This window comes from Paraeggerthella sp. LCP19S3_G8 (assembly GCF_052119225.1).
Lineage (GTDB): Bacteria > Actinomycetota > Coriobacteriia > Coriobacteriales > Eggerthellaceae > Paraeggerthella > Paraeggerthella hominis.
Genome location: NZ_JBQKFQ010000010.1, coordinates 58,286 through 82,647 on the forward strand (window position 1 = coordinate 58,286; position 24,362 = coordinate 82,647).

Below are 24,362 nucleotides of genomic sequence, written 5' to 3' on the forward strand. Positions count from 1 at the left end.
CAATTCTGTAAGATTGTCTACACAAGGACGCGCATCCTCCTCGCCAGCATTGTTCAGCCGCTCGCCATGCTCGGACGCATGGTCGAAAGGAGGGAATGCCCCATGTCCTCCAACTCTGCCAACAAGCTCGTATATGGCCCGGACGATACGCCTCGGACAAAGCGCGACGCCATACTGTATTCGGCTCAATGGATTATGATCATGTTCTATCCCGTGGTCTGGGGGTACTCCATCGTTGGGAAAGGCCTTGGGTTCGAAGGGCAGGATCTCTGCCTATACATGACGCGGGTAGTGTTCGTCATCGGTGCATCAACCTTGCTGCAAGCCCTCTTTGGGCATCGACTTGCCATGATTTCGGGTCCCAACATCATCCCCTCGCTGGCCATTGTGGCCGCCTGTTCCGTCGGAGGGGCAGATTACGCCCTGGAGTCTTTCAACGCCTTCATCATAGCGGGCATCATCGTAGCCATTTTGAGTGCGCTTGGCATCATGGATAAGATTGGCAGCGTATGGACCCCGCTTGTTTCAGGAGCCATGATACTCATGGTGGGCCTCTCCACCAGCACCACCGGCGTCAGCTTGGTGGCATCGGACGGGTTTTCGATGCCCTTCGCTCTGGGCATCGGGCTGGCGTTGTTCTGCGGATGGCTGTCCATCAAAGGACGCGGCCTGATTGCCACCGTCCCCGTGCTCATAACCATCGTTATAGGCTACCTTGCGTTTATAGCCTTGGGTAAATTTGACTGGGGTCTCGTAGCTTCCATGCCGGTTTTCACCATTCCCCAACTGTTCCCTTACGGCATATCGCTTCCGCCGATCGATCTCATCGTCACCATGACCGTAGTGACGATATTCGCATCGGCGAACGCGTACGGCAACGTTGAAGGGTATTCGGAAATCGTCGACGCAAAACAAACCGAACGAGAACACCGACGCACGTTCACGATATTCGGCTTGATCGAGCATTGCCTAACAGGCGCCTTGGGAGCCCCGCCGACCGCACCATACGGAGAGAACTTAGGATTCGTGCTGCTAACCCGCGTAGCCTCCAGGTTCTTCTTGATATGTGCAAGCATCGCATGCATTGCCATGAGTTTTTTCGGCACCATCGGAGGAGTGATGGCTGCCATGCCCGAATCTGTAGCCGGAGCCGTGCTCATAGGGGTGGCTTGCACGCTCATCGGGATTGGTGCACGCACCATGGTTCAAGCGGGCGCGTTCAATACGCGAGAAATATTCATCGTCGGATTCTCGGTCTTCCTTGCGCTCGGCACATCGTTTCTGCCCGATTCCTTCTTCTCCGAAACCCCGCGCCTTGTTTCCACCCTGCTCAAGAACCCCGTAATCATGGTGATCATCCTGACGGTAATCATGGAACAACTCGTTATGAGAAAGCCGCAGTGTCGCTACGCAGCCGATACGACCAGCACGGCGTGCGCCGAAAACCCACCCCGTATCACCAACTCGACCGACGAAACAAAGTAGTTGTCCGACAACATAAAAGGAGACAGATATGATCGACGCGCCAAAAATCCACGACGAAGCCAGGGGCACCATGCTGAAACGGGTGGACGAAGCTTACGAGGACTTCCTCGAAACCCGAACGTTTCACTATCCCTCGTGGCTCTACGGCAACCCGATCGGGACCCTTGTGACCTTGCCCGTGGAGGACTGCCCGAACTTCGGGGACACCGCCTATGTCGAAATGGACTCAGCACGAACGGCGTTCATCTGCGTTGACATGCAAATCGATTTCTGCGGCAAGAACGGTTATGTCGACGTAATGGGCTACGACCTTCAGCAGACGGCATCAGCGCTAGGCCCTATCGAGCGTGCCTTGGCCGCCGTTCGCACAACCGACATGAACGTTATCCACACAAGAGAAGGCCACTTGCCCGACCTATCCGATGCGCCGTTCAATAAAATCCTACGCAGCAAAATCATCGGCAACGGCGTAGGAATCGGCGATAAACCAGAGCAGGGCATGGGACGCCTACTCGTACGCGGTCAGGAGAATTGGAATCTGCACGAACGCGTGAAGCCCATGCCAGGAGAATTCATAGTGGATAAAGCAGGAAAAGGGGCGTTCGGCTCAAGCACCATCCATATGGTACTGAAAAATCTCGGTATCACGCATATCGTCATCTGCGGAATCACCACCGACGTATGCGTACATACCATCATGCGCGAAGCCAACGATTACGGATACTGGTGCATTCTCATGAAAGACGGCACAGGGGCCACCGACCCGGGCAACCATGAAGCCGCCATTAAATCCATCAAGATGCAGGGAGGCGTGTTCGGCAACGTAACCGACTCGAAACGACTCATTCAAGCAATCGAGGCAATGAAAACCGCCTAAAAAGACAGTCGTACCACAAGAACGAAGCCGCCAGCCCCTCAAGGAGGCTGGCGGCTTCTTCCGCCGAAAGGCATGAATTTCGCACGCCTCTCGATTTTGCAGATAACCCTAGCGCTTGATGTTGTAGAACGCAGCCATACCGGCATACGTCGACTGAGCGTCAAGCTCTTCCTCGATGCGAAGCAGCTGGTTGTACTTCGCCACGCGGTCGCTGCGGCACGGCGCACCCGTCTTGATCTGGCCGGTGTTGCAGGCCACGGACAGGTCGGCGATGGTGGTGTCCTCGGTCTCGCCCGAGCGGTGGCTCATGACGCACGCATAGCCGGCCTGCTTCGCCATTTCGATGGCCTCAAGCGTCTCGGTCAAGCTGCCAATCTGGTTCACCTTGATAAGAATGGCGTTCGCGCAGCCCATCTCGATGCCCTTGGCAAGACGCTTGGAATTCGTGACGAACAGGTCGTCGCCCACCAGCTGCACGCGATCGCCGATGCGCTCGGTCAGCTGCTTCCAGCCGTCCCAGTCCTCTTCGGCCATGCCGTCTTCGATGGAGATGATGGGGTACTTGTTGACCAAAGCCTCCCAGTAGTCGACCATTTCGGCGCTCGTCAGCTCGCGACCCTCGCCGGCCAGCACGTACTTCTGCTTCTCGGCATCGTAGAACTCGGTTGAAGCCGGGTCCATAGCGAACATGATGTCGGAACCGGGCTTGTAGCCAGCAGCCTCGCATGCCTTCATCACGTACTCGAGCGGCTCTTCGTTCGTCTTGAAGTTCGGAGCGAAACCGCCTTCATCGCCCACGCCGCCGCCAAGGCCGGCATCGTGCAGAACCTTCTTCAGCGTGTGGTAGATCTCAGCGCACCAGCGCAGCGCTTCGGCAAACGAGTCGGCGCCGACCGGCATGATCATGAACTCCTGGAAGTCCACGTTGTTGTCGGCATGCGCGCCGCCGTTCAGAATGTTCATCATGGGCGTGGGAAGCAGATGCGCGTTCACGCCGCCGACGTACTTGTACAGAGGAAGTTCGGCAGACTCTGCAGCAGCCTTCGCCACGGCCAGGGACGCGCCCAGGATGGCGTTCGCACCCAGCGCGCCCTTGTTGTCGGTGCCATCGATTTCCAGCATAATGTCGTCGACGAAGCGCTGGTCGTCGGCTTCCACGCCAATCAGGGCGTCGGCGATTTCGCCGTTCACATGAGCAACCGCATCGAGCGTCCCCTTGCCCAAATAGCGACCCTTATCGCAATCTCGCAGCTCAACAGCCTCGAACGCGCCAGTCGAAGCACCCGACGGCACAGCCGCGCGGCCGAACGAACCGTCCTCCAGCACGACCTCAACTTCCACGGTCGGATTGCCGCGCGAGTCGAGAATCTCGCGACCGAACACATCGATGATGACGCTCATGAATGCCTCCTCGTAGGATGATGACGATTTACATCAAGAGCAATCATAGCACGTCGGAAACCGGGAGACGGCAACCCTGCGCGTTTCCCATAACCGCAGCGACGAACGGCAGCCCGCAAGACCGAAGAGCATCAAGAAAGAGGCATCCAGGCGCTAAGAAACGTACAGTCTCGAATGCAGGTTCACAGCAAAATCGACAACACCGCGCACACCGCCAACCCTGCCGCCAGCACCACGCCGCTCGCCAACGAGAACGCGCGCGGCGCAAGCGAGGTGCGTTCCACGTCGGGGGCGCCGTAGCAGCGCGCGTCCATGGCCACGGCCAGCGAGTCGGCACGGCGAAACAACCCCACGAACAAGGGGATGAGCACCGTCTGCCAAGCCCGCAAACGCTGCCACAACCCGCCTACGTCGAACGATGCGCCACGCGCTTGCTGCGCATCGTGCACGCGCGCCAACTCTTCGGCGGTAACGGGAATGAAGCGCAACGCGAGCGAGAACACCATGGCTATATCGTCCACCGGAACGCCAAGACGTCGCAAGGGGCGAAGAAAACTGCTTAACGCATTGGTCAACTCAGTCGACGTAGTAGTGTAGGTAACCACCAGGCTGCCCACCACAAGCAAGATGATCCGCACGGCGAAGAAGCAGCCGCGCGCAAATCCCGCAGGCACGAATCCGAACGTGCCAAACAAAGCAATCGGGGACCATGCGCCCAAAAAACCCGCCGACACGTCGCCCAATCCCGAAGGGCCGCCTGCAGCAGCCGCCTGGGCCACATCGAACGAAAACGCATTGAACACCACCGTGAACGCAACGATCACGTACACCGGCAGCATCAAACCGAACAGCCTTCGAGCGGGCACCGTCGACGCCATCGCAACAGCAGCGAACAGCAACGCGCACAACCCCAGGCCAATCCACGTATGCACCAAAAACAACGTAGCGGAATACGCAGCAAGCAGCACGAGTTTAACCCGTGCGTCGCACGCATGCACCGGCGAGGTGCCGGGAATATAAGAGCTTACGTTGATTCGCATGCAGGCAGTATGCCACAATCGGAGGATGCGCGCACGAACTGCACGAAGCCAACGCTAACGCGAGCGCGAACCGCAAGGCGCACGTCACGCCCGCAGTTCGACGATCATGCTCGCCGAACACTCAAAAAAAGGGACCCGCGCATGCGGATCCCTTTCCCATATCAGTATGAAGCGAAGCGAAAGCTATTCAGCCTTCTCCTTCTCCACAACCTCGGCCTCGACGGCTTCCACGTTCTCAGCAGCAGCCTCTTCAGCCTTGTCGGCAGCCTCGACGGCGGCTTCCTCAGCCTGAGCCTCAGCAGCCTCCTCGACCTTCTCGACCTTCTTGGGAGCAACCTTCTTCGCAGCCTTCTTGGCGGCGGGCTTCTCCTCGTCCTTCTTCTTCACGGGCTCGGTCACAAGCTCCATGATGACCATGGGGGCGTTGTCGCCCTTGCGGGGACCCAGCTTCATGATGCGGGTGTAGCCGCCCTGACGGTCCTGGAACATGCCCTGCTCGACCTTCTCGAAGATCTCGCGCACGAGTTCCTTGTCGCCCAGAGCCGCGATGGCCAGACGACGAGCATGCAGATCGCCGCGCTTCGCCCAGGTGATGATCTTGTCGACGTCAGGACGGATCTCCTTGGCGCGCGACTCGACCGTCTTGATGCGGTCGTTCAGGAACAGGGCGTTCACCAGGCTCTTCTTCATGGCCTTGGTGTGGCTGAAGTCGGTGCCCAGCTTGCGGCCCTTGTAATTGTGTCGCATGATACGTATCTCCTATAGCTTCAAATTGAGGTCCATGGAAATGAGCTTGTCCTTCACTTCCTCAATGGACTTCGCACCAAAGTTCCTAATGTTCAGCAGGTCGTTTTCGGAGAACTCGACCAGCTGGCGAACCGAATGGATACCGGCGCGCTTCAGGCAGTTGTACGAGCGAACGGACAGGTCGAGATCCTCGATCTGCTTGTCCAGCTCGGCGTTGGACTCCTGGCCCTCCGGCGCGAAGATGGACGGAACTTCGCCCTCCTCCTCGTCGGCCATATCGGACAGGCTCAAGAACGCGCCCATGTACTGGTTCACGATGTTGGACGCGCGGCAGATGGCCTCGGTCGGCGTGATGCTGCCGTCCGTTTCCACCTCCAGCACGAGCTTGTCGTAGTCAGTACGCTGGCCCACGCGGGTGTCGGTCACGTTGAGCGTGCAGCGACGGACCGGCGAGAACAACGAGTCAACATGGATGACCCCGATGGGATCCTCCGTGCGCTTGTTGCGCTCGGCAGACACGTAGCCGCGGCCGACGCCGATGCGAACCGTCATGTCCAACTGGCCGCCATCGGAAACCGTCGCAATGACGTGCTCCGGGTTGACCAGGGTAAACTCGGTCGGGATGTCGAGGTCCGCGCCCGTAACCGTGCAAGGACCCTCCACCGACACATGCGCCGTGGCCTCTTCGATGTCGTCGTTCAGTGCAGAGAACACGAGTCCCTTGACATTCAAAACGATGTCCGTGATGTCCTCGATGACACCCTCGGCCGTCGTGAACTCATGCTGCACACCCTCGATCTGGATGGCCGTAGCCTTTGCGCCATCCAGGGACGAGAGCAGCACGCGACGCATGCAGTTGCCCAGCGTGTAGCCGTAACCGCGCTCGAGCGGTTCGACGATGAAACGCGCGACAGTATCGTTGACTTCTTCCGTTGTTACAGTAGGCCTCATGAACTCTGTCATGTGGGGTAAGCCTCCTTACTATGCCGCGATTATTTCGAGTAGAGCTCGACGATGAGCTGCTCGCGAATATCCAGATCGATCTGGTCGCGTTGCGGAAGCGCGAGAACGCTGCCCTGAAGTTTCTCGATGTCAACCTCAAGCCATGCCGGCACCTGCACGCGCTCGTTGGAGATCAGCGCGCTCTTGATGACCAACATGTCCTGAGCCTTGGGAGCAACGGCAACCACGTCGCCCGGACGAACGCGGAACGACGGAATGTCGACGCGACGACCGTTGACAACGATGTGACCGTGACGCACCTGCTGGCGAGCCTCCGCGCGAGACTTCGCAAAGCCCAGGCGGTAGACGACGTTGTCCAGACGGCTTTCCAGGATACGAAGCAGGTTCTCACCCGTAACGCCCTGCTGACGGTTGGCCATATCGTAGTAATGACGGAACTGCTTCTCCAGAACGCCATAGATACGCTTGGTCTTCTGCTTCTCGCGCAGCTGAGTGCGATATTCGCTTTCCTTGATGCGCTTTTTGCCGGCTTCGCCCGGCGCGTAGTTACGGCGCTCGATTGCGCACTTCTCCGTGTAGCAGCGGTCGCCCTTCAGGAAGAGCTTCGCACCTTCACGACGGCACAAACGGCAGTCCGCTCCAGTATAACGAGCCATAATACTTAGATCCTTTCAGCTACACGCGACGACGCTTGCGCGGACGGCAACCGTTGTGCGGGATGGGTGTGCAATCCTGAATGCTGGCAATCTCCAGGCCGGCGGCCTGCAGAGAGCGGATGGCCGTCTCGCGACCCGAACCCGGGCCCTTGACGAACACGGACACCTTGCGCAGGCCATGCTCCATCGCCGTCTTCGCAGCGGCCTCGGCGGCCATCTGAGCAGCGAACGGAGTGGACTTGCGCGAGCCCTTGAAGCCCACCGTGCCGGCGGACTGCCACGAGATCACATTGCCCTGAGGATCGGTGATGCTCACGATCGTGTTGTTGAACGTAGACTTGATATGCGCAGCGCCAACGGCGATGTTCTTACGCTCGGAGCGCTTAATGCGCGTGCGCACGTTTTTCTTAGCTGCCACTTCTAGCTACCTCACTTTTTCTTTCCGCCGATTTGCTTACGAGGACCCTTGCGCGTGCGCGCGTTCGTGTGCGTGCGCTGTCCGCGAACGGGCAGGCCGCGACGATGGCGGAGTCCACGATAGCAACCGATCTCCATGAGGCGCTTGACGTTCTGAGAAACCTCGCGGTGCAGGTCGCCCTCCACCTTGATGTTGCCCTGGATGTAGTCGCGCAGCTTCTGCAGATCATCTTCCGTGAGGTCCTTCACGCGGACGCTCGGATCAACGCCGGTCTCGGCGAGGATCTGCTTGGAAGTGGTCAGGCCAATGCCGTAGATGTAGGTCAAGCCGACTTCAATGCGCTTGTCGCGAGGAAGGTCGACACCAACAAGACGTGCCATAGGTTATATCTCCTCTTTCTTCCTAGCCCTGACGCTGCTTATGGCGCGGGTTCTCGCAGATAACGAGGACCTTGCCATGGCGTCGGATGATTTTGCACTTGTCGCACATTTTCTTGACCGAAGGACGTACCTTCATAATCATTTCCTTTCGGTTATGCGTTCCCGTCTATACTCCACACCCAGCCGCAGGTGAGAATTTTCTTAACTGATTAACGCGCTTGACGCAAAAAACTGCGCCTACTTGAAACGATACGTGATACGGCCGCGATTCAGGTCGTAGACGGAAAGCTCAACCGTCACCTTGTCTCCCGGCAGGATCTTGATGTAGTGCATACGCATCTTGCCAGAGATATGGGCCAATATCTTGTGTCCGTTTTCGAGCTCAACCCTAAACATAGCGTTCGGCAACGCTTCTAGGACAGTTCCCTCAAGCTCGATTACATCTTCTTTGCTCAAAAGTGCTCCTTCAAAGCAGGTCGTTATAAGCAGCAACGATAGATTCTACCAAATAAAGTGTAGATTGAGCAAGAGAATTTTTTGGGCACAGAAAGCCAACAAACCGTTGGTTCGAATATGCCTGCATGTCAGGCGTGCGGTTCGGAACCGCGCAGTCCGCATAAGGAGCAGGACCGCCAGGTACTCGCGCGATGCGCAGCCGCCTTGTCGGCTTCGACGGGGTCGGGCGCGTTTTAAGGGTGGACGCTCCGCCAGAGAAATAAGTATAGGCATTTTGCCTGCAAGGTCAAGGGTATTTAATGTGAAGAAGACGAGCCAAGATCCGACTCCCCCAGCAAAGCCGCCAGCTTCCGGTACGAGACAATGGCCAAAACCGAGTTCGCCAACGCCTTGAGCACGTTGAACGGCAGCAGCGCGGGAAACACGAGCGCGGCAACCTGCTGATACGTCGCCTCAACGTACAACGGCATCACCACGAAATTCAAACAGACGGAAACGGCCGTAGACGCGGCCACGCCAGCCGCGCAGCCCAGCACGACATACAGCAAGCATGGTTTGCGGCGATACACCGCCCCTACCACCATAACAAGGGAGACGGTTGCCATGATGTTCATGAACGCGCCCAAGGGGTCGGTAATCAAATGGGGTATCCACGAAGCAACCGCCACGCCGACCCCTATCCAAGAGCCGTACAGCACGGTGGCCAGCAACGACACCGCACCGGAGGGGTCGTACTTCAGCCATTCGGCGCCCGGGACCACTGGAAGCTCGACAAAGCTGAGGACCATCGCCATCAAGACAAGCAGGCCGATGGCGGCACCCTGCTTGGGAGATCGGTTACGTCGCTCGTACGGCAATGCGTCCATAGAGTCTCCTATCCGGCTTTCCGCCTATTATAATGCGCTCGGCAAGCAACGGCGAAGCGAGCCGACGCGTACGACAATCGGCTCGCTTCGCAAGGGGAACGGAACAGCGAATCTAAGCAGCCTTGGCAGCCTCTACCGCCGCCTTCACATAGCCGGCGGTGTCCACAAGCGTCGCACCGGAAACGGCGTCGGGGCCCTTCGCCTTCACGTCGGAGATCTTCTGGCCAGCCACAAACGATTCGATGGCCGCCATGGACTCAATCCATGGCGTAGTGGCCTGGGCCTTCTCCTTCATCATCGCGGAATACGCTTCGGAGTTCACCGACTTGGACATGAGCATCTGGCCCTCGGCGTAACCGGCGGCAAACGCTGCATCGGAATTCGGTACGGGAACGAAGCCTTCGGAAGACGTGGCGACGAACTGGAACTCGTCGATGCTCGTTGCAACCAGCACGTCGTCTTGCACGAGCGAAACGGCTTCGGCAAACGCCTTGTCGCCATGCGCAGCGGCGTTGATGCGCCCTAGCTTGAGGCTCGATCCATCACCCGAATACGTGCCCGACGAGGTGATGGCGTCGCTTTGAGCAACTTCGGACACCAGCTTAAGATAGTTGGGAGCGTCGACGAGCGTAGCCCCCGACACCGTATCGATGCTGGCCTTCTTCAGCTCCGAAGGCTTCTTGCCAACGCAGTAGTCTTCGATAGCGCGCATGGACGTGAGCCAAGGCTGCGTGGCCTGCGCCTTCTCCTTCATCATTGCGGAATACGCATCGGTGTTCACGGTTTTCGACATGAGCACCTGACCCGTTGCGTAGCCGGCCGCAAGCCCGGCATCGGAATTCGGAACCGGCGTGATGCCCGTCGAACCGGCCGGCATGAATTGGTAATCGTCCACGCTCACGGCAAGGATCGAGCCGTCATCTGCCGTAGCGACGACCACGCTTGTGAAGCATTTGTCACCGTGAGCCGCGCCGTAGCCGCGATGAAGGGTAACCGCGTTCGAGGAGCCGCCCGAACCGACTGCGGGCGTCGCGCCTTCGGATGTTGCAGCGGCGCCGCTTGGCGCGCACGAACCCAGCATGGAAGCGCCTGCCGCGCCCAGCGCTACGACAATGCTCCCCTTGAGAAAATCACGACGAGTGACTTGCAGTTCCATGGTAGCCTCCCTTGAAGTATCTTCAAACAACGAGGCCACCATACGAGCCGAAGCAAGGGGAATCTATCGTCAAAACGAGGGGACTTGCTCCCCACCTGGCATGTTCTTTCTAAACGAAAAGGGGGAGATTGCTCAAACGCCTTCGTCAGCCTGGTCATCGAGCAGCTTGAACAGCTCTTCGCGCGACGACACGCCAAGCTTGCGATAGATGTTCTTGCGATGGCTGCGCACCGTGGATTCGGCCACCGTCAGTTCTTCGGCAACGAAAATCGACGTGTGCCCGCGGCCCAAAAGCAGCAAGATTTCGGCTTCTCGAACAGTCAGACGATGCGTTTCCGCCAGCTGGGCGCAACGACGCAGGTAATCTTCCCGCGCGTCAGGCAAAGCCGACTCCGCAGCATCGATGCCTTCAAGCATGACGCGCCACAGCCGCGAGCTGGGCGTGACCATGAGGACAACGGCCATGATCACGAACAGTACGATGAGGATCTGGTAGCGATACGCGCCCAGGACGCCCGCGTTGGCGCTGGCGTCCGAAAGCAGGCACACCAGACAGCTGAATATAATCATGATGCCGCCAGCGGGCAACGCGAGAGAGCGCATGCGACCCGCCATGGAAACGAGCATTGCCGACATAATGAGCGCGTAGACCGTGCAGAACGCAAGAGAACCCACCACCATCGCCGAACGCTGAAGCGGCGGATCGACAAACGCGGTTGCGGCAAACGTCGCGAAAGCCATCAGCGGCAAGAAGAAGCGATAGGAAAAGTTGATCAGGGCTTGGTCCGTCTTCAGAAACGCAAGGAGCACCATAGCGGCTTCGGCGAGCAAGCCAGCCCATGCCAACGGCGCCATCCCCCACTCCATCGTCTGCGCCAAGCTGCTGTCGGCAACGAACAGCAGCAACATGGAAAACGGCATGACCGCGAAGAACAGTGCCCGGGAAAGCGGCGTCTTGAAATCCCCGGTCCCTTCCACTACGGAAACGTCCAGATGGCCGAACACGTCCCACCAGTTCGCGCCCGATTGCGCCAAGCGATCGTCCTCACGCTGCGAGCGAAAGAACAGCCGAGCGCATCCCGCAAGGGAAAGAGCCGCCGCGCACGTAAGCGCTACGCGCGCCGCATCAACGTTGAGCATCGGCAACAAAGCGCTGCTGGCAAACAGGCCGAGCGCGGAAGCCCAAACCACCGCCAACGCGCGTCGAAACGCGAGCACGCGCAGCCGGCTCACCCAAACAAGGCTCATGACGGCCGCTCCGAACCCCATCATAAGGCCGCATCCCGCCTCAACAAGGGATCCATCGACAACCCCGAAGCTCCACAGATCGAGCAGTGCATATCCAAGCGCGTAACAACCTAAGGCCAATAGCACGACCGTGCGGTTCAGCCGAGCATGCGCCGTTTTGAGCAAACAGACAAACAGGAACGCGAGCGACGTGAACATGGCGGCAAGCGAGAGCGCCGTCGAGAACGAAACGGCCGGCAAAAACGAACCCGCGCCAAGGGCTGGGGTCGTCGCGCGCTGCCAAAACTCGAGAACGGGCAAAAGCAGGGGAACGCTCATGCAGAAGGAAAGAAGAGCAACCGTGTCGAACGCATCGAACTGCGGGATGAGGCCTCGCTTTTCAGGCTGCATTGCGTTTCTCCTTCCACCGCTCGTTCGCCGTGGCATCGGCCGACGCCGCTCACCCGCGTCGCATGCCGCACCTGCAGCACGGCTCCAAAGAAAGTATACTGTTCCAGTAGCGTATGGCGCTTCACGTTGAAGGGAACGGTATGGTTTCTCGGGAGTTCTTTCGGTTCAACACCACCAACACCATCAGTGCGGAGACCGACGATGCAAGCATCATCGACCGAGCCGTGGCATGGTGCGACCGCTGCGAGCTTTTGCTCTCGCGGGTTGATCCCGCAAGCGAGCTGTTTCGGCTCAACCATGCGCGCGGCGTTCCGACCGACGTCGATCCCGAGCTGGCAACGTTCATCGACACGGCGTTGGCATACTGCCGCGCCACCGACGGGCTGTTCGACATCACCATGGGAAGCGCAACGCAACTCTGGGACTTCAAGCGGCAAACGATCCCCAACCCCGACGATCTGGCTGCAGCGCTGCGCCACGTGGACTACCGAAACGTTGCCGTGACGGGCTCGACCGTGACGCTGTACGACCCGCTGGCCTGCGTTGACTTGGGCGGCATCGCGAAAGGATACATCGCCGACGGCATCCTTGCGCTGTTGCGCGAGAGCGGCGTCGAGCGCGCGTTGGTCAACCTGGGAGGCAATGTGGCGGTTATGGGAGGCAAGCCCGACGAAACGCCGTGGCGGGTGGGTATCCGAAAGCCCTTTCCTTCAAGCGCCCTGCCGATGCTAGATTCGTTCGCCTGCGTAAGCGTTCGCGACGGATCGGTGGTGACGAGCGGCATATACGAGCGCGCGTTCGAGCGCGACGGCACGCTGTACCACCACATTCTGGATCCGCGCACCGGCTTTCCCGCGCAGACCGACCTGCTGAGCGCCACCGTGGTTTCGCGCGCTTCGCTTGACGCGGACGGATTCACCACAGCGCTCGTCATCATGGGCGCCGATCGCGCGCTTGCGTTTGCGGAGAGCCATCCGTCGTTGGAAGCCGTGCTGGTAACGAACGAGGGCGATGTGCTGGCAACATCCGGGATAGGAAGCGACATCCCCTTCGAACTGCTGGAATAAAAACGCCGCCCACGCGGAGCGGCGAAGCAAAATGCGGTGCGCGACGCACTGATGCGAACGACATGAGCGGTGTGAAGTGGCTGGGCCACCAGGATTCGAACCTGGATAGCTGGTACCAAAAACCAGAGTCCTGCCGTTGGACGATGGCCCAGTTCAGAACGGCATGCAAAAGCCGAAGCCCCTGCCATCGCGATTGGAAGGAAAAAAATGGTGGGCCGTGAGGGAGTCGAACCCGCGACCTTGGGATTAAAAGTCCCCTGCTCTACCAACTGAGCTAACGGCCCACGTCGCTCCAATGCGCGAGAATACATTTTAGCCGTGCGGACAAGGCCGGTCAATGAAAATGTTTGAAGGCCCCGCAAGCCCACAAAACGCTCGGACTCTTCGCGAAAGGATCCTTCCCCCTCGCTCGTCTGGAAAACCTGCGCCCGCTTTGGGCGGGCGCTCGAATGCGAATTCGTTATTCGGCAGGCTTGAACGTGTCCCTGTCCGGCGCGAACGACTGCATGGCCTCGATGGTGCGGGCGAACAGCTCGTCAAGCTCCCAACCTAGCATTTCCGCCCCGGAACGAATGACGTCGCGGCTGACTCCGGCGGCGAAGCGCTTGTCCTTGAACTTCTTCTTGAGCGATTTCACTTCGAAGTCCATGACGCTTTTGCTGGGCCGCATGACCACAGCCGCGCCGATAAGCCCCGTCAATTCCTCCGCCGCAAACAGAACCTTCTCCATTTGAAGCTCGGGTCTGGGCAGATCCGGATTGAAATCGGACGTGTGGCTCTGGATGGCGCGGATGAGCTCGGGCGTGCCGCCAGCAGCCTCGATCCAAGGCGCAGCGTACAGCGTGTGCTTCTCCGGCTCGTCATCGTGCTCTTCCCAATCAAGGTCGTGCAGCAGCCCCACGATACCCCAGAATTCTTCGTTTTCGGGGTCGAACTCGCGCGCGAAGTAGCGCATGGTCTGCTCCACCGTTTCGCCATGTTCGATATGGAACGGATCCTTGTTGTGCGCTTGCAGGAGCGCGAACGCCTCGTCGCGCGTCATACCGGCTTCCAGCGTTGACATGATGTCCTCTCTTCCTTCTTGACATCGATCTCGAGTGCTTCTTGCCACTATAGCGCATAGCACGTCGGGCAAGCAAAGCGCCGCGCTGCCAAGAGCCGACAAGCAAGCGCCGCGTCTGCGCAATCGCTAGAACACGATGCCCAGCGCGTTCGCAATCAGGCCCCACGCCACGCCCGTGCAATACAAACCCACCACAATGGCAACGTTCTGCCTCCAGTTGCGGTTCGCCCTGAACAGCACCAACAAGCCCACGCCCGCGCTTACCAGCAAACCCGCCAGCATCGCCCCCGAGCCCAAGGCGCCGTCCACGTACAGCTGCGCGATGACCACGCTTGCGGCGCAGTTCGGCACCAAGCCCACCAGCGCGGAACCTAACACCGAAAGAGCCTGGTTAGCGCCGAGAAACGTTGCCAGAGCATCTTCTCCCACCACTTCAAGAACGGTGTTCAGCGCAACGGTCACGGCAAAGATGAACAGCGCGACCTGAACCGTGTGCTTAAAGGCGCTTTTCAAGATGCCGCCCTCGCCATCATGGCAGTGGCAGTGGTCGTGCTCGCAAAGATCGTGAATGTGCAACGGCGCGTCGATGCGCCGCGCGAGGCGCATGCCGGCGTCCACGATAAAGCCCATCACCATGCCGATAACGATTTTCGCCCCCAGGATTTTCAGGATCACCGCAAGAGGCACCTGCTCTGCAATGAAGATGGGAAGCATCTCGTCCGACGTAGACAAGAACACAGCGAACAGCGTCCCCAGCGTGATGACGCGGCCGGCCCACAACGTTGACGCGGCAGCAGAGAACCCGCATTGCGGAACCACGCCCACAACGGCGCCGACGATAGGGCCCGCCGCGCCAGCGCGCTGAACTGCGGCTTGGGCTTTACTGCCGGTTTTATGCTCGAGCCACTCCATCGCCAAATAGGTGACGAACAAAAACGGGATGAGATACAGCGTGTCCGAAACGGAATGCTCCAGAACATGCCCTGCGATATGTATGAATTCTTCCATAACAACTTATTGTAGACCAATGCTCAACCGGAGCAACCGCCCGTCGTGAAATGGGCACGGAAGACCGCCCGCAGCGGGGCGCAGGCCTCGAATGAGGCGCGCGAAGGCGGAAAATCCGGACGGAGCCGGGCGGCGAAGTATCGAAAGAACAGGTAACAACCCGCTTGGAACCTAATAAGAGCCAAACGATTCAGTTATACTGGACTCAATTTCCATTCGTTCATGGAGGCAGTATGACAAACCCACAAGCTGGATGGTACGCAGACCCCTCGGGAGACGCAGCAAAACTTCGCTACTGGAACGGCGAGCAGTGGACCGACGACTACGCCGACGCTCAGCCCGCAGGTCAAGAGCCGACTTACGGAAGCCCCGCTCCCGTCTACCCGCAAGCTTCGGGCGGCCAGGCTTACTACCCGCAAACGGCCAGCAACGACAGCGACCGCACGCTCAGGCTGGTCGCGTTCATCCTGTGCATCGTGTCCACGGTGTCGGTGTGCTGGCTCATCATTCCCCTGGCCTGGATGATCCCCATGAGCATCCGCTGCTGGAACATCTACAAGGGAACGAAGCCCAACACCACGGCATTTGGCGTATGCACGCTCATCTTCGTGACCCTTATCGGCGGCATTCTCCTGCTGGTCTCGAAAAAAGACGCCTAGCAAACCAAGACGCAGCACCATCGAACAGCCCGACTCCTCCGGCGGCAACACGCCCAGGGGTCGGGCTGTTTTGCGTCGAGGGGCAAATTCGGAAAGTTCGCGAGCGCCGCGCATAGGTCGCTCGACGCCCCAAGCGCCCTGAGCAACGGGATATCGAAATCCCCCGATCGCGCTTGATCCGAAAACTCGTCAGGACGTTTCGAATTGGGCAACAGGATCGACGGGGGGCTGGCGGGGCGGCGGGGTCAACGGGGCTGGCGGGGCGTTCGGGCTTGGCGGGGCGTTCGGGCTTGGCGGGGCGTTCGGGCTTGGCGGGGCCGACGGGACTGGCGGGGTCGGCGCTACTCGGACGCTTCGATTTGCCGCGGAAGTTTCCAGACTCTGTCAAAACGGACGAGTTTTGCGGCGGTTTTTCGCTTTGCGAAGGCAGGTTGACAAGGGCTGTTTTTTATCATGCCTGGTCAGGGGATTGCTTGTTGCATTTATCCTGGCTTGAGGACCATCAAACCTCGTTCGTTTTGACAGAATCCCGGCGAAGAGGGCGCGCCGTAGCGAACGCGCCGCAACGAACGCAACGGAACCGGCGCGCACATGCGGGACTCGCATCCCGCTGCGAGCACAAGAAGGGCGACCCGCGGGCCGCCCTTCTTTCCGAGTTTAAATTGTGCGATGCAGGCCGCAGGGCTTACATCATACCGCCCATTCCGCCGCCGCCAGCAGCTGCTGCCAGCGCGGACAGGTCCGGACCCTCCTTCGGGATTTCGTTGATGGTGGCCTCGGTGATGAGGATAAGGGCCGCAACGGAAGCAGCGGACTGCAGAGCCGTGCGGGTCACCTTGACGGGGTCGTTGACGCCCATCTCGATCATGTTGCCGTACTCGCCGTTGGCGCAGTTCAGGCCTTCGCCCTTGCCCATGTTCTTGACATGCTCAACCACAACGCTGCCCTCGTAGCCCGCGTTCTGGGCGATGGCGCGCATCGGAGCCTCCAGAGCCTTGCGGATGATGGCAACGCCCACTTCCTCGTCCTTGTCGTCAGCCTTGACGTCGTCGAGCGCGGGAAGCGCGTCAACCAGAGCCACGCCGCCGCCGGCAACGATGCCCTCTTCGACAGCCGCGCGGGTTGCCTGCAGAGCGTCCTCGATGCGGGACTTCGTCTCCTTGAGCTCGGACTCGGTTGCAGCGCCCACCTTGAGCACGGCCACGCCGCCGGACAGCTTCGCCAGGCGCTCCTGCAGCTTCTCGCGGTCGAAGTCGGAGTCGGCGCGCTCGAGCTCGGCCTTGATCTGGCCGATACGATCCTCGATGGCCTTCTTGTCGCCAGCGCCGTCCACGATCAGAGCGGTGTCCTTCGTGACCTTGACCGTCTTGCAGTGGCCCAGCATGTCGACGCGAGCATCCGCCATGGTCATGCCGAAGTCCTTGTCGATGACCTGCGCGCCCGTGACGGCGGCGATGTCCTCGAGGATGCGCTTGCGGCGGTCGCCGAAGCCGGGGGCCTTGATGGCGACGCAGTTGAACGTGCCGCGCAGCTTGTTCAGCAGGATGGTGGCCAGAGCCTCGCCCTCGACGTCCTCAGCGACGATGAACAGCGGGCGACCGGACTTCATGATCTCCTCCAGCAGGGGAACCATGTCCTGGATGTTGGTGACCTTCTGGTCGGTCAGGAGGATGTAGGGATCGTTGAGCACGGCCTCCATCTTCTCCATGTCGGTAGCCATGTACGGCGAGATGTAGCCGCGCTCGTACTGCATGCCCTCGACGATGTCCATGTCGATGCCGAAGGTCTGGCTTTCCTCAACGGAGATGGCGCCGTCCTTGCCCACGGCCTCCATGGCCTCGGCGATCTTCTCGCCGATGTTGGCGTCGCCTGCGGAAATGGTGCCCACGTTGGCGATCTGGTCCTTCGTGGAAACCGGCGTGGCGTCGGCCTTGATGGACGCGACGATGGCGTCGGTGGCCTTCTGGATGCCGCGACGGATGCCCAGGGCATCGGCGCCGGCGGTCACGTTGCGCAGGCCCTCGGACACGATGACGTCGGCCAGCAGCGTAGCGGTGGTGGTGCCGTCGCCGGCGACGTCGTTCGTCTTCACGGCAACTTCGCGCACCAGCTGGGCGCCCATGTTCTCAACGGGATCCTCCAGCTCGACTTCCTTGGCAACGGTCACGCCGTCGTTGGTGATGAGCGGAGCGCCGTAGGACTTCTCCAGAGCGACGTAGCGACCCTTGGGGCCAAGCGTCACCTTGACGGCGTCGGCCAGCTTGTTGACGCCGGCAGCAAGCGCGCTGCGGGCATCAGCCTCGAACTTGATCTCTTTAGCCATGATGCTTTTATCCTTTCAACTGCGTTGTTGTTAGCGGGATATTCGCTTATGCAAAGACAGCGTACAGATCGTCCGCGCGAAGAATGAGCACGTCCTCGCCGTCCACGTGAATCTCGGTGCCGCCGAACTTGCCGTAGACGACCTTGTCGCCCACCTTCACCGGAACGGGAACCAGGTTGCCGTCCTTATCGAGCTTGCCGTCGCCCACAGCCAGAACGGTGCCGCTCTGGGGCTTTTCCTTCGCTTCGGTCGCAAGGTACAGACCCGACGCCGTGGTCTCCTCGGCCTCGTCCTGCTTGACGATGACGCGATCACCCAGGGGTTTCAGATTCATAACGTGCCTTCCTTTCGTCGTCCGACTCGCGTAGCGGAACGTTTGATGTTCGCTATGTAACCACTCGATTGCGGTGACTGCTAGCACTCATCGTTAGCGAGTGCTAAACATTGCGTTATCATAGCAGCCTCAACGCCGATTGCAAGAGTATTCAGAGAAATCTAAGCCTATGCGTTTCAGGTTTGACAGAATCGCCAAACGATCGTCACAATTGGGCCGCCGGACGGCCCGCGCCGCGTGCCCGCCGCGCACACGCGGCACCGGCACGGTCTGCGCGTCGCGCCGAAACCTGGCCCGTGCGCCGCGCACGCCCCACGGCAAGCGCGTCAGCCGACGCCGGGCCGAACCAGCCCGCTTTCGTAGGCCTTCACCACCAGCTGAGCGCGATCATGCGCGTCCAGCTTCGCCATGATGCGCGCCAGATGGGTTTTCGCCGTGGCGGGAGAAATGAACAGCTCGGCCCCTATCTGCTCGTTCGTCATCCCGCGCGCAACCAGCACCAGGATTTCGCGCTCGCGATCGGTCAGCGCGCCGATGGCGGACCGAACCCCCGCGCCGTCCCCCGGAACGAGCGGGCGCGACGCGACGAACTCCTCGATCAAACGGCGCGTGATGGACGGCTGAATAAGGGCGTCTCCCCGCGCGACCACGCGAACAGCAGCGGCGATCTCGTCGGGTTCGGCATCCTTGAGAAGAAAGCCGCTCGCACCGGCGGCCAGGGCATCGTACACGTATTCGTCCAGGTCGAACGTCGTCAGGATGAGCACGCGAACGTCCTCGAGCCGAGGATCGTTGCTGATGGCGCGCGTGGCCTCGATGCCGTTCATGTGAGGCATGCGGATGTCCATGAGCACCACGTCGGGCCGCAAGCGCTGCGCCAGCTCCACCGCCTCCTGGCCGTCGCGCGCCTCGCCCACCACGTCGATGTCGCCGTACGTAAGCAGGATCAGGCGAAACCCGCTGCGCACAAGATCCTGGTCGTCGACCACCAGTACGCGCACCTTGCCTCCATCGTTACGCTCCATGCTGCGCCTCCGCTCCCTTAACCGGAATGCTGGCCATCACGCGGAAACCGCCTTCCGCGGCGTTGCCTGCGGAAAACGTTCCGCCCAGCAGATGAACGCGCTCGGACATTCCCGCAATACCATGCCCCGCCCCGTCGGCAGCCTGGGGAAGGCCGTCGCGCAGCGCAAGCGCGCCGACAGCGGGCTCGAACCCGCGTCCGTCGTCCTTCACCGTCAGGCGCGCCTGCCCGTCCTCGATCGCAAGGCGAATCGAAACCTCGCGGGCGCCCGCATGCCTGACTATATTGGTTGCCGCTTCCCGCGCTATGCCGAACAAGGCCATGTCGACGTGCGCAGGAACGCCGGCGCGATCGTAGCCCGCAGCGTCGAGGCGCACCGAAAGCCCCGCGTCGCGCAGGTACGCGGCCAAGTCCTCCAGCCTATCCGTCCCCGATGCCGGCGCCGTTTCGGCCGTCTCGTCGCCGTGCCGCAGCACCCCGATCATGCTGCGGATGTCGTCGAGCGCCGTTTTAGCCGTGGCCCGCACCGTGGCGACGGCCTCCTTCGCCGCCGCAGGATCCACGTCGATCAAGCGCTCGGCGGCAGCGGCCTGGATGCTCACGGCCGACAGCGAATGAGCAGTGATGTCGTGCACCTCGCGCGCTATGCGCACGCGCTCCTCCTCCACGCGACGCGCGGCCTCCTCTTCGCGCGAGCGCTCCGCTTCGAGCGCCCGCTGCTCGGTGGCTTCGACGTACGCGCGATGCGTGCGGTACGCATAGCCCGCAAGGGCGGCGGCCAGCACCAGCGCGATGTTTTGGAACCGCGTGAAAAACGTCAGGCTGGCGGTGCGCGAGGGCGCGTCCATCAGCAACAACCCCGCAACCGCCACAACCGCCGCAAGCGCCGCTTCCGCACGGCCGCGCTCGTTGGCTATGGTGTACACCGCTATCACGGGCCCCACCACGGTCAAGGAAAACCCGCTGAACGCATTCTGCAATCCAAGAAACGACACGAAGCAGAACAGGAACACGGGCCAGGGAAAGCGCCGACGCAAAACCAGCGGCAACGTGGTGATGGCAAGCGCCACGAACACCTGCACGTTCGGCATCACGTTCACCATGCCCAGGTACTGGCGCAACGCCAGATCGGGAATCACAATCGACGAAGCCGTCAGCATGAGCTGCGCGCTTCCGAACAGAAACGCCAGCAAAGCGACGGCCGCGTCAATGCCCCAATCGCGAGGCGTCATCGAACGATTATGTACTAGATAGTTATCCATGCGTGCCATACTACGCGACCTTGAACACGCGCGCCATACACCAGCAGGCGTACTGCAGGGAACAAAACCGTTACAGACGAGGCGACTCCACTAAGTCGATCAACTGCTGGCGCGTATGGATACCCAGCTTGGAATAGATGTTGCGCACGTGGCTGCGAACGGTATTCTCGGTTACGAACAGCGCTTCGGCAATATATGCCTTCGTGCGGCCCCGCGCCAGATAAACCAGCACCTCCGCCTCGCGCTCCGTCAGGCCGCCCTCCCGAGCAACGGCGGCGCAGCGCGATTCAAGCGCACGCTCCCCTTCGGACGCCGCATCGGCCTGCGTCGCCGCAAGCGCGCCGTCGACGCCCGGCCCGTCCTGGCCGGCCGGCTGGCCAGCCCCTTCGCGGCGGCGCTTCCGATCCCGCGAGAAGAACACGAGCGCCATGCACAGCGCGTACAGCACCACCACGATAATCACCAAGAAGCGCATGGTGTGCTCGCCTTCGTCGCTCGGCCCGCCTCCCGCAACCGCCGCAGCGAACCCGCCCAGCAGCGCAACGGCCAGGAACACGCGCGCGACGCCCATCGTCACGCCCATGAGCACGTACGGAGACACGCGCCGCACATGCGCGACCTCGGCCACCAGGTACGTGATCAAAAGCGCCACGAAGTAGTAGCTACCCAGCAAGAGCATGTAGAACACCAGGTTGTACATTTCGCTGAGAAACGGCAGGAACACCAGCATGGCGGCCAGCACCGGCATGATGACGCGCGACACCGTCGACACCTTCGGCATGCGGTGCATCACGAACACGACGAAGCAGAACACGATGATCGCGCCCACAATGGCCCCGGACGACACCTTGCCGGAGCCTTCGAAGTCAAGGGATCCCGTCAGCATGAAGCTGTTCAAAAGCCCGATAACGGCTTCCAGCACGAAAAACGCCACTACGGAATCGCCCAACTCCAAAAACGCATCGCGATACGCGGCAAACCGCGCGCGGAAGGAAGCCTTGTCCTGGCCGCCTGCGATTGCGCCCGCGCCTGCTCCTGCATCAGCATTGACGCACGCGGGAGCGCCCTCGCCCTGCTCGCACGCACGCGCATCGCCCGCGCCGGCCTCGGCACCCGCGGGCGGCGCTCCCTCGGCGCACACGTGCGGCAGCGCACGACGGACGAACCGTGCGCACAGCGCCGCTACCACAAGCAACACGCAGCTCAGCTTCATCTGCACGTCGGGATCAAGCGGCGTCAGCTCGGCCGAAACCACCACGTTCAACAGCATGCCCAGCGCAATCTGCGTAACGATCACGCTCGGCTTTTCCGCAGAGAACACTTCGATCCAAAACAGCGAGAGCATCACCGACCCCGCGCCGTACAGCACGCCCGGAATCAGCAGGGCCATGTCGGCAGGAAGCGAAAGGACCACTCCCACAAGGGCGGCAGCGTTAGCGGCAATCAGAAGCCCCGTCGGCAACACGTAGGGCATGGAGAACGCCTTGAGCCGACCGGTCAAAGCAAGCAGCACGGCGATGCCCGCGCACACGACCACCGAGCACGCCACCACCACGTTGAAGAACAGGTCGGGAACGAACAGAAACGGCGACTTCACGAACGCGAAGGCCGAAAGGTACGCGCTGGAGTTCACGCCCCGGTACAATCCGAAACCCAAAACAATCGCGGCAGAAAGCACAAAAGGACGCACGCTCGCGCGTGACGAATGCGTTTCTTTTCCCCGGCTTCTCTCCCTCATGCTCTGCATGATACGGTATGGGCAACCTTCCCACCAGCAGAAATTCAAACCCTCCTGCAATATAGTCCGAAACGGACGGTGACGGAACAAGCCGGCATCCGTATGGTGAACCCCGTCGCACAGCAACGGCGACGCACAACAGGAGGAGCCGCAGCCAACCGAAACCATGCTCGGTGCAGGATGCGGCCCAAGGAGGGAGACCATCATGGAAACAAGCATGAATCGTCGTAATTTCTTGAAGGCGGCCATCGCCTCGGGCGCCGTCATCGCCGCCGGCGGCGCGCTTGCCGGATGCGCCAGCAACAACACGGCGGGCAGCAGCACCGGCGCGGAGAACGTGGTAGGAACCGCCCCGGTTTCGTTCAGCGACGAAACCGACGTGCTCATTCTGGGCACGGGCATTGCCGGCATGTCCGCAGCCATGGATCCGGTGGAAGCCGGTCACAAGGTCATGCTGGTGGACAAGCTGGAGCGCGTGGGCGGCGAGAGCTTCATCGCCTGCGGCGTTATGAACGTCGTCGGATCGAAGATGCAGAAGGACGCCGGCCTTGAGGTTGACCCCGAGACGAACTGGCAGAAGTTCCTCCCCATCCTTGAGAAAAAGGGCGAGACCGATGACATGGACTACAAGCACAACGTCTACGTCTACCAGACCGAGTGGGCCGACCGCGTAGCCGCCGACTACGGCGCGGTGTTCCAGCCCATCACCGACTACATGGGCACGGGCGCGCCCACGTCCATGCTGCTGCCCGGCAACGGCATCGGCGACATGCAGGCCGTGCTCACGCCGCTGCAGAAGGGCCTGGAGAAAAAGGGCGCCACGTACAAGCTGAACCTGCGCGCCACGAACTTCATCGTCGACGGCGAGGGCGCGCCCATCGGTGTGCGCTTCAACGACGAGAAGAACGGCAAGACCGTCGACATCAAGGCGAAGAAGATCATCGTGGCTACGGGCGGATTCTCCTGCAACCAGGAAATGGTGTCCACCTACCTGCCCAGCCAGGCTCGCCTGGGGCCGCTGACGGTCAACTCCATGGGCGAAGGCCATCAGATGTGCAAGGCGCTGGGCGGCGTGTACACGCACATGGACATGGAAGCGAACCGCATGAGCGACCTGGCGCAGGTTACCGTTTGGGGCTACTTCTCCCCGCAGGTGCAGGTGACGCCGCAGGGCCGTCGCTTCATCAAGGAGGACCAGAGCCACGACTCCCCCGATGCCGCCGCCAAGCTGGGCTTGGGCTTCTGGTGGACCATTTTCGACGACCAGGCCATCAACAGCAGCCAGAAGTGGAACGTCGAGATGAACATGAAGGGCAACGCCGATCGCCTGGTGGGCCCGTGCTCCACCCTTGAGGAATTGGCCACCGCCATGGACGTTCCCGCAGCCAACCTGTTGGAGACGTTCGCCCGTTACGACGAGCTGGTAGCCGCCGGCGAGGACACGGACTTCAAGAAGAAGCTGTTCCTGCAGTCGCTTTCCGCTCCGTACTACGCCATGAAGCACTTCCCGTACCGCTACAAGACCCATGGCGGCATGAAGATCACCACCGACAGCCAGCTTACGGACAAGGACGGCACCCCCATCCCCAACGTGTACTGCTGCGGCTCCACCGTAGCCGACAGCGGCAGCGACCTGTCCCCCAACGCCGGCAGCGGCTTGATCAGCGGCAAGGCCGTCGTTGAGGCTCTGAAGGCATAACCCGATTCACACCCCTCCCCCTCGGAAAGGGCTCGAGCCGCACGGCTCGAGCCCTTCTTTTCAATCGAGCAAGACGGGAGGAAACCGAACGCCGCCCGCGCA

General features: G+C 60.8%; 24 protein-coding genes and 2 tRNA genes. 5 read left to right on the forward strand and 21 right to left on the reverse strand.

What is annotated here, in order from left to right; all coding sequences use genetic code 11:
• Positions 1–102 precede the first annotated feature (102 nt).
• Both ACTQZK_RS10845 and ACTQZK_RS10850 read left to right on the forward strand, forming a co-directional pair.
• Positions 103–1,485: a uracil-xanthine permease family protein gene (locus ACTQZK_RS10845; RefSeq protein WP_441899649.1), complete on the forward strand. Its 1,383-nt coding sequence runs from the start codon at positions 103–105 to the stop codon at positions 1,483–1,485.
• A gap of 28 nt (positions 1,486–1,513) precedes the next feature.
• Positions 1,514–2,362 (forward strand): cysteine hydrolase family protein, encoded by an 849-nt coding sequence (locus ACTQZK_RS10850; RefSeq protein ID WP_225749763.1) that lies wholly within the window; start codon positions 1,514–1,516, stop codon positions 2,360–2,362.
• A gap of 108 nt (positions 2,363–2,470) precedes the next feature.
• Here the strand turns inward: ACTQZK_RS10850 and eno are convergent, their stop codons facing one another.
• From eno to ACTQZK_RS10910, 12 genes are all read right to left on the reverse strand, one after another.
• Positions 2,471–3,763 carry a phosphopyruvate hydratase gene (eno, locus tag ACTQZK_RS10855; protein ID WP_216529371.1) on the reverse strand — a complete coding sequence of 431 codons (1,293 nt, stop codon included), beginning with the start codon at positions 3,761–3,763 and terminating at the stop codon, positions 2,471–2,473.
• Positions 3,764–3,945: 182 nt separating this feature from the next.
• On the reverse strand, positions 3,946–4,803 hold the full coding sequence (locus ACTQZK_RS10860) for an energy-coupling factor transporter transmembrane component T family protein (RefSeq protein WP_441899650.1): 858 nt from the start codon (positions 4,801–4,803) through the stop codon (positions 3,946–3,948).
• 183 nt (positions 4,804–4,986) lie between these two features.
• On the reverse strand, positions 4,987–5,550 hold the full coding sequence (gene rplQ / locus ACTQZK_RS10865; protein ID WP_114567398.1) for a 50S ribosomal protein L17: 564 nt from the start codon (positions 5,548–5,550) through the stop codon (positions 4,987–4,989).
• A gap of 12 nt (positions 5,551–5,562) precedes the next feature.
• A complete protein-coding gene (locus ACTQZK_RS10870) occupies positions 5,563–6,513 on the reverse strand; it encodes a DNA-directed RNA polymerase subunit alpha (RefSeq protein WP_114567399.1) in 951 nt (316 codons plus the stop codon).
• Between the two features lie 29 nt (positions 6,514–6,542).
• The gene (gene rpsD / locus ACTQZK_RS10875) at positions 6,543–7,169 is read right to left on the reverse strand and encodes a 30S ribosomal protein S4 (protein WP_114567400.1); all 627 of its coding nucleotides are present in this window, start codon (positions 7,167–7,169) and stop codon (positions 6,543–6,545) included.
• Positions 7,170–7,188: 19 nt separating this feature from the next.
• A complete protein-coding gene (gene rpsK, locus ACTQZK_RS10880; RefSeq protein ID WP_009306916.1) occupies positions 7,189–7,587 on the reverse strand; it encodes a 30S ribosomal protein S11 in 399 nt (132 codons plus the stop codon).
• A gap of 11 nt (positions 7,588–7,598) precedes the next feature.
• Positions 7,599–7,967: a 30S ribosomal protein S13 gene (gene rpsM / locus ACTQZK_RS10885; RefSeq protein ID WP_114567401.1), complete on the reverse strand. Its 369-nt coding sequence runs from the start codon at positions 7,965–7,967 to the stop codon at positions 7,599–7,601.
• A 22-nt stretch (positions 7,968–7,989) separates the two neighbouring features.
• The gene (gene rpmJ, locus ACTQZK_RS10890) at positions 7,990–8,103 is read right to left on the reverse strand and encodes a 50S ribosomal protein L36 (RefSeq protein ID WP_006363204.1); all 114 of its coding nucleotides are present in this window, start codon (positions 8,101–8,103) and stop codon (positions 7,990–7,992) included.
• 101 nt (positions 8,104–8,204) lie between these two features.
• Positions 8,205–8,423, reverse strand: coding sequence for a translation initiation factor IF-1 (infA, locus tag ACTQZK_RS10895; protein ID WP_114567402.1), 219 nt, complete (start codon positions 8,421–8,423; stop codon positions 8,205–8,207).
• A 296-nt stretch (positions 8,424–8,719) separates the two neighbouring features.
• Positions 8,720–9,289, reverse strand: a complete 570-nt coding sequence (locus ACTQZK_RS10900) for an ECF transporter S component (RefSeq protein WP_114567403.1) — start codon at positions 9,287–9,289, stop codon at positions 8,720–8,722.
• A gap of 112 nt (positions 9,290–9,401) precedes the next feature.
• On the reverse strand, positions 9,402–10,445 hold the full coding sequence (locus ACTQZK_RS10905; RefSeq protein WP_225749761.1) for a twin-arginine translocation signal domain-containing protein: 1,044 nt from the start codon (positions 10,443–10,445) through the stop codon (positions 9,402–9,404).
• 132 nt (positions 10,446–10,577) lie between these two features.
• Entirely contained in the window at positions 10,578–12,083 is a 1,506-nt protein-coding gene (locus ACTQZK_RS10910) for a helix-turn-helix transcriptional regulator (RefSeq protein WP_441899651.1), read from the reverse strand.
• A 140-nt stretch (positions 12,084–12,223) separates the two neighbouring features.
• Between ACTQZK_RS10910 and ACTQZK_RS10915 the strand changes: the two genes are divergently transcribed.
• Entirely contained in the window at positions 12,224–13,150 is a 927-nt protein-coding gene (locus tag ACTQZK_RS10915; protein ID WP_225749759.1) for an FAD:protein FMN transferase, read from the forward strand.
• Positions 13,151–13,227: 77 nt separating this feature from the next.
• Here ACTQZK_RS10915 and ACTQZK_RS10920 read toward each other — a convergent pair.
• The 4 genes from ACTQZK_RS10920 to ACTQZK_RS10935 form a co-directional block, all read right to left on the reverse strand.
• A tRNA-Gln gene (locus ACTQZK_RS10920) sits at positions 13,228–13,301 on the reverse strand.
• 57 nt (positions 13,302–13,358) lie between these two features.
• Positions 13,359–13,434, reverse strand: a tRNA-Lys gene (locus ACTQZK_RS10925).
• 176 nt (positions 13,435–13,610) lie between these two features.
• Complete coding sequence (locus ACTQZK_RS10930) at positions 13,611–14,213, reverse strand: HD family phosphohydrolase (protein WP_216529366.1); 603 nt, start codon at positions 14,211–14,213, stop codon at positions 13,611–13,613.
• Between the two features lie 126 nt (positions 14,214–14,339).
• The gene (locus ACTQZK_RS10935) at positions 14,340–15,221 is read right to left on the reverse strand and encodes an arsenic efflux protein (protein ID WP_216529365.1); all 882 of its coding nucleotides are present in this window, start codon (positions 15,219–15,221) and stop codon (positions 14,340–14,342) included.
• A gap of 233 nt (positions 15,222–15,454) precedes the next feature.
• Here ACTQZK_RS10935 and ACTQZK_RS10940 point away from each other — a divergent pair, with 233 nt between their 5' ends.
• On the forward strand, positions 15,455–15,880 hold the full coding sequence (locus ACTQZK_RS10940; protein ID WP_225749758.1) for a DUF2510 domain-containing protein: 426 nt from the start codon (positions 15,455–15,457) through the stop codon (positions 15,878–15,880).
• A gap of 685 nt (positions 15,881–16,565) precedes the next feature.
• Here the strand turns inward: ACTQZK_RS10940 and groL are convergent.
• The 5 genes from groL to ACTQZK_RS10965 all read right to left on the reverse strand — a co-directional run bounded on the left by groL (position 16,566) and on the right by ACTQZK_RS10965 (position 22,561).
• A complete protein-coding gene (gene groL, locus ACTQZK_RS10945) occupies positions 16,566–18,203 on the reverse strand; it encodes a chaperonin GroEL (RefSeq protein ID WP_114567245.1) in 1,638 nt (545 codons plus the stop codon).
• Positions 18,204–18,249: 46 nt separating this feature from the next.
• Positions 18,250–18,537 carry a co-chaperone GroES gene (locus tag ACTQZK_RS10950; protein ID WP_114567246.1) on the reverse strand — a complete coding sequence of 96 codons (288 nt, stop codon included), beginning with the start codon at positions 18,535–18,537 and terminating at the stop codon, positions 18,250–18,252.
• A gap of 326 nt (positions 18,538–18,863) precedes the next feature.
• Positions 18,864–19,562 (reverse strand): response regulator transcription factor, encoded by a 699-nt coding sequence (locus tag ACTQZK_RS10955; RefSeq protein ID WP_225749757.1) that lies wholly within the window; start codon positions 19,560–19,562, stop codon positions 18,864–18,866.
• A complete protein-coding gene (locus tag ACTQZK_RS10960; protein ID WP_225749756.1) occupies positions 19,552–20,832 on the reverse strand; it encodes a sensor histidine kinase in 1,281 nt (426 codons plus the stop codon). Before ACTQZK_RS10960 ends, ACTQZK_RS10955 begins: the two co-directional genes overlap by 11 nt.
• Positions 20,833–20,893: 61 nt before the next feature.
• Positions 20,894–22,561, reverse strand: coding sequence for a LuxR C-terminal-related transcriptional regulator (locus ACTQZK_RS10965; RefSeq protein WP_441899665.1), 1,668 nt, complete (start codon positions 22,559–22,561; stop codon positions 20,894–20,896).
• A 205-nt stretch (positions 22,562–22,766) separates the two neighbouring features.
• On the opposite strand from ACTQZK_RS10965, the gene ACTQZK_RS10970 reads away from it, so the two are divergent.
• Complete coding sequence (locus ACTQZK_RS10970; protein WP_114567248.1) at positions 22,767–24,260, forward strand: FAD-dependent oxidoreductase; 1,494 nt, start codon at positions 22,767–22,769, stop codon at positions 24,258–24,260.
• Positions 24,261–24,362 lie beyond the last annotated feature (102 nt).

Excerpts from the sequence above, each read along its gene's own strand:
- ACTQZK_RS10845 (WP_441899649.1), top strand. The coding sequence starts at position 103 with ATGTCCTCCAACTCTGCCAACAAGCTCGTATATGGCCCGGACGATACG.
- ACTQZK_RS10850 (WP_225749763.1), top strand. The coding sequence starts at position 1,514 with ATGATCGACGCGCCAAAAATCCACGACGAAGCCAGGGGCACCATGCTG.
- eno (WP_216529371.1), bottom strand. The coding sequence starts at position 3,763 with ATGAGCGTCATCATCGATGTGTTCGGTCGCGAGATTCTCGACTCGCGC.
- ACTQZK_RS10860 (WP_441899650.1), bottom strand. The coding sequence starts at position 4,803 with ATGCGAATCAACGTAAGCTCTTATATTCCCGGCACCTCGCCGGTGCAT.
- rplQ (WP_114567398.1), bottom strand. The coding sequence starts at position 5,550 with ATGCGACACAATTACAAGGGCCGCAAGCTGGGCACCGACTTCAGCCAC.
- ACTQZK_RS10870 (WP_114567399.1), bottom strand. The coding sequence starts at position 6,513 with ATGACAGAGTTCATGAGGCCTACTGTAACAACGGAAGAAGTCAACGAT.
- rpsD (WP_114567400.1), bottom strand. The coding sequence starts at position 7,169 with ATGGCTCGTTATACTGGAGCGGACTGCCGTTTGTGCCGTCGTGAAGGT.
- rpsM (WP_114567401.1), bottom strand. The coding sequence starts at position 7,967 with ATGGCACGTCTTGTTGGTGTCGACCTTCCTCGCGACAAGCGCATTGAA.
- rpmJ (WP_006363204.1), bottom strand. The coding sequence starts at position 8,103 with ATGAAGGTACGTCCTTCGGTCAAGAAAATGTGCGACAAGTGCAAAATC.
- ACTQZK_RS10900 (WP_114567403.1), bottom strand. The coding sequence starts at position 9,289 with ATGGACGCATTGCCGTACGAGCGACGTAACCGATCTCCCAAGCAGGGT.
- ACTQZK_RS10905 (WP_225749761.1), bottom strand. The coding sequence starts at position 10,445 with ATGGAACTGCAAGTCACTCGTCGTGATTTTCTCAAGGGGAGCATTGTC.
- ACTQZK_RS10910 (WP_441899651.1), bottom strand. The coding sequence starts at position 12,083 with ATGCAGCCTGAAAAGCGAGGCCTCATCCCGCAGTTCGATGCGTTCGAC.
- ACTQZK_RS10915 (WP_225749759.1), top strand. The coding sequence starts at position 12,224 with ATGGTTTCTCGGGAGTTCTTTCGGTTCAACACCACCAACACCATCAGT.
- ACTQZK_RS10930 (WP_216529366.1), bottom strand. The coding sequence starts at position 14,213 with ATGTCAACGCTGGAAGCCGGTATGACGCGCGACGAGGCGTTCGCGCTC.
- ACTQZK_RS10935 (WP_216529365.1), bottom strand. The coding sequence starts at position 15,221 with ATGGAAGAATTCATACATATCGCAGGGCATGTTCTGGAGCATTCCGTT.
- ACTQZK_RS10940 (WP_225749758.1), top strand. The coding sequence starts at position 15,455 with ATGACAAACCCACAAGCTGGATGGTACGCAGACCCCTCGGGAGACGCA.
- groL (WP_114567245.1), bottom strand. The coding sequence starts at position 18,203 with ATGGCTAAAGAGATCAAGTTCGAGGCTGATGCCCGCAGCGCGCTTGCT.
- ACTQZK_RS10950 (WP_114567246.1), bottom strand. The coding sequence starts at position 18,537 with ATGAATCTGAAACCCCTGGGTGATCGCGTCATCGTCAAGCAGGACGAG.
- ACTQZK_RS10955 (WP_225749757.1), bottom strand. The coding sequence starts at position 19,562 with ATGGAGCGTAACGATGGAGGCAAGGTGCGCGTACTGGTGGTCGACGAC.
- ACTQZK_RS10960 (WP_225749756.1), bottom strand. The coding sequence starts at position 20,832 with ATGGCACGCATGGATAACTATCTAGTACATAATCGTTCGATGACGCCT.
- ACTQZK_RS10965 (WP_441899665.1), bottom strand. The coding sequence starts at position 22,561 with ATGAGGGAGAGAAGCCGGGGAAAAGAAACGCATTCGTCACGCGCGAGC.
- ACTQZK_RS10970 (WP_114567248.1), top strand. The coding sequence starts at position 22,767 with ATGGAAACAAGCATGAATCGTCGTAATTTCTTGAAGGCGGCCATCGCC.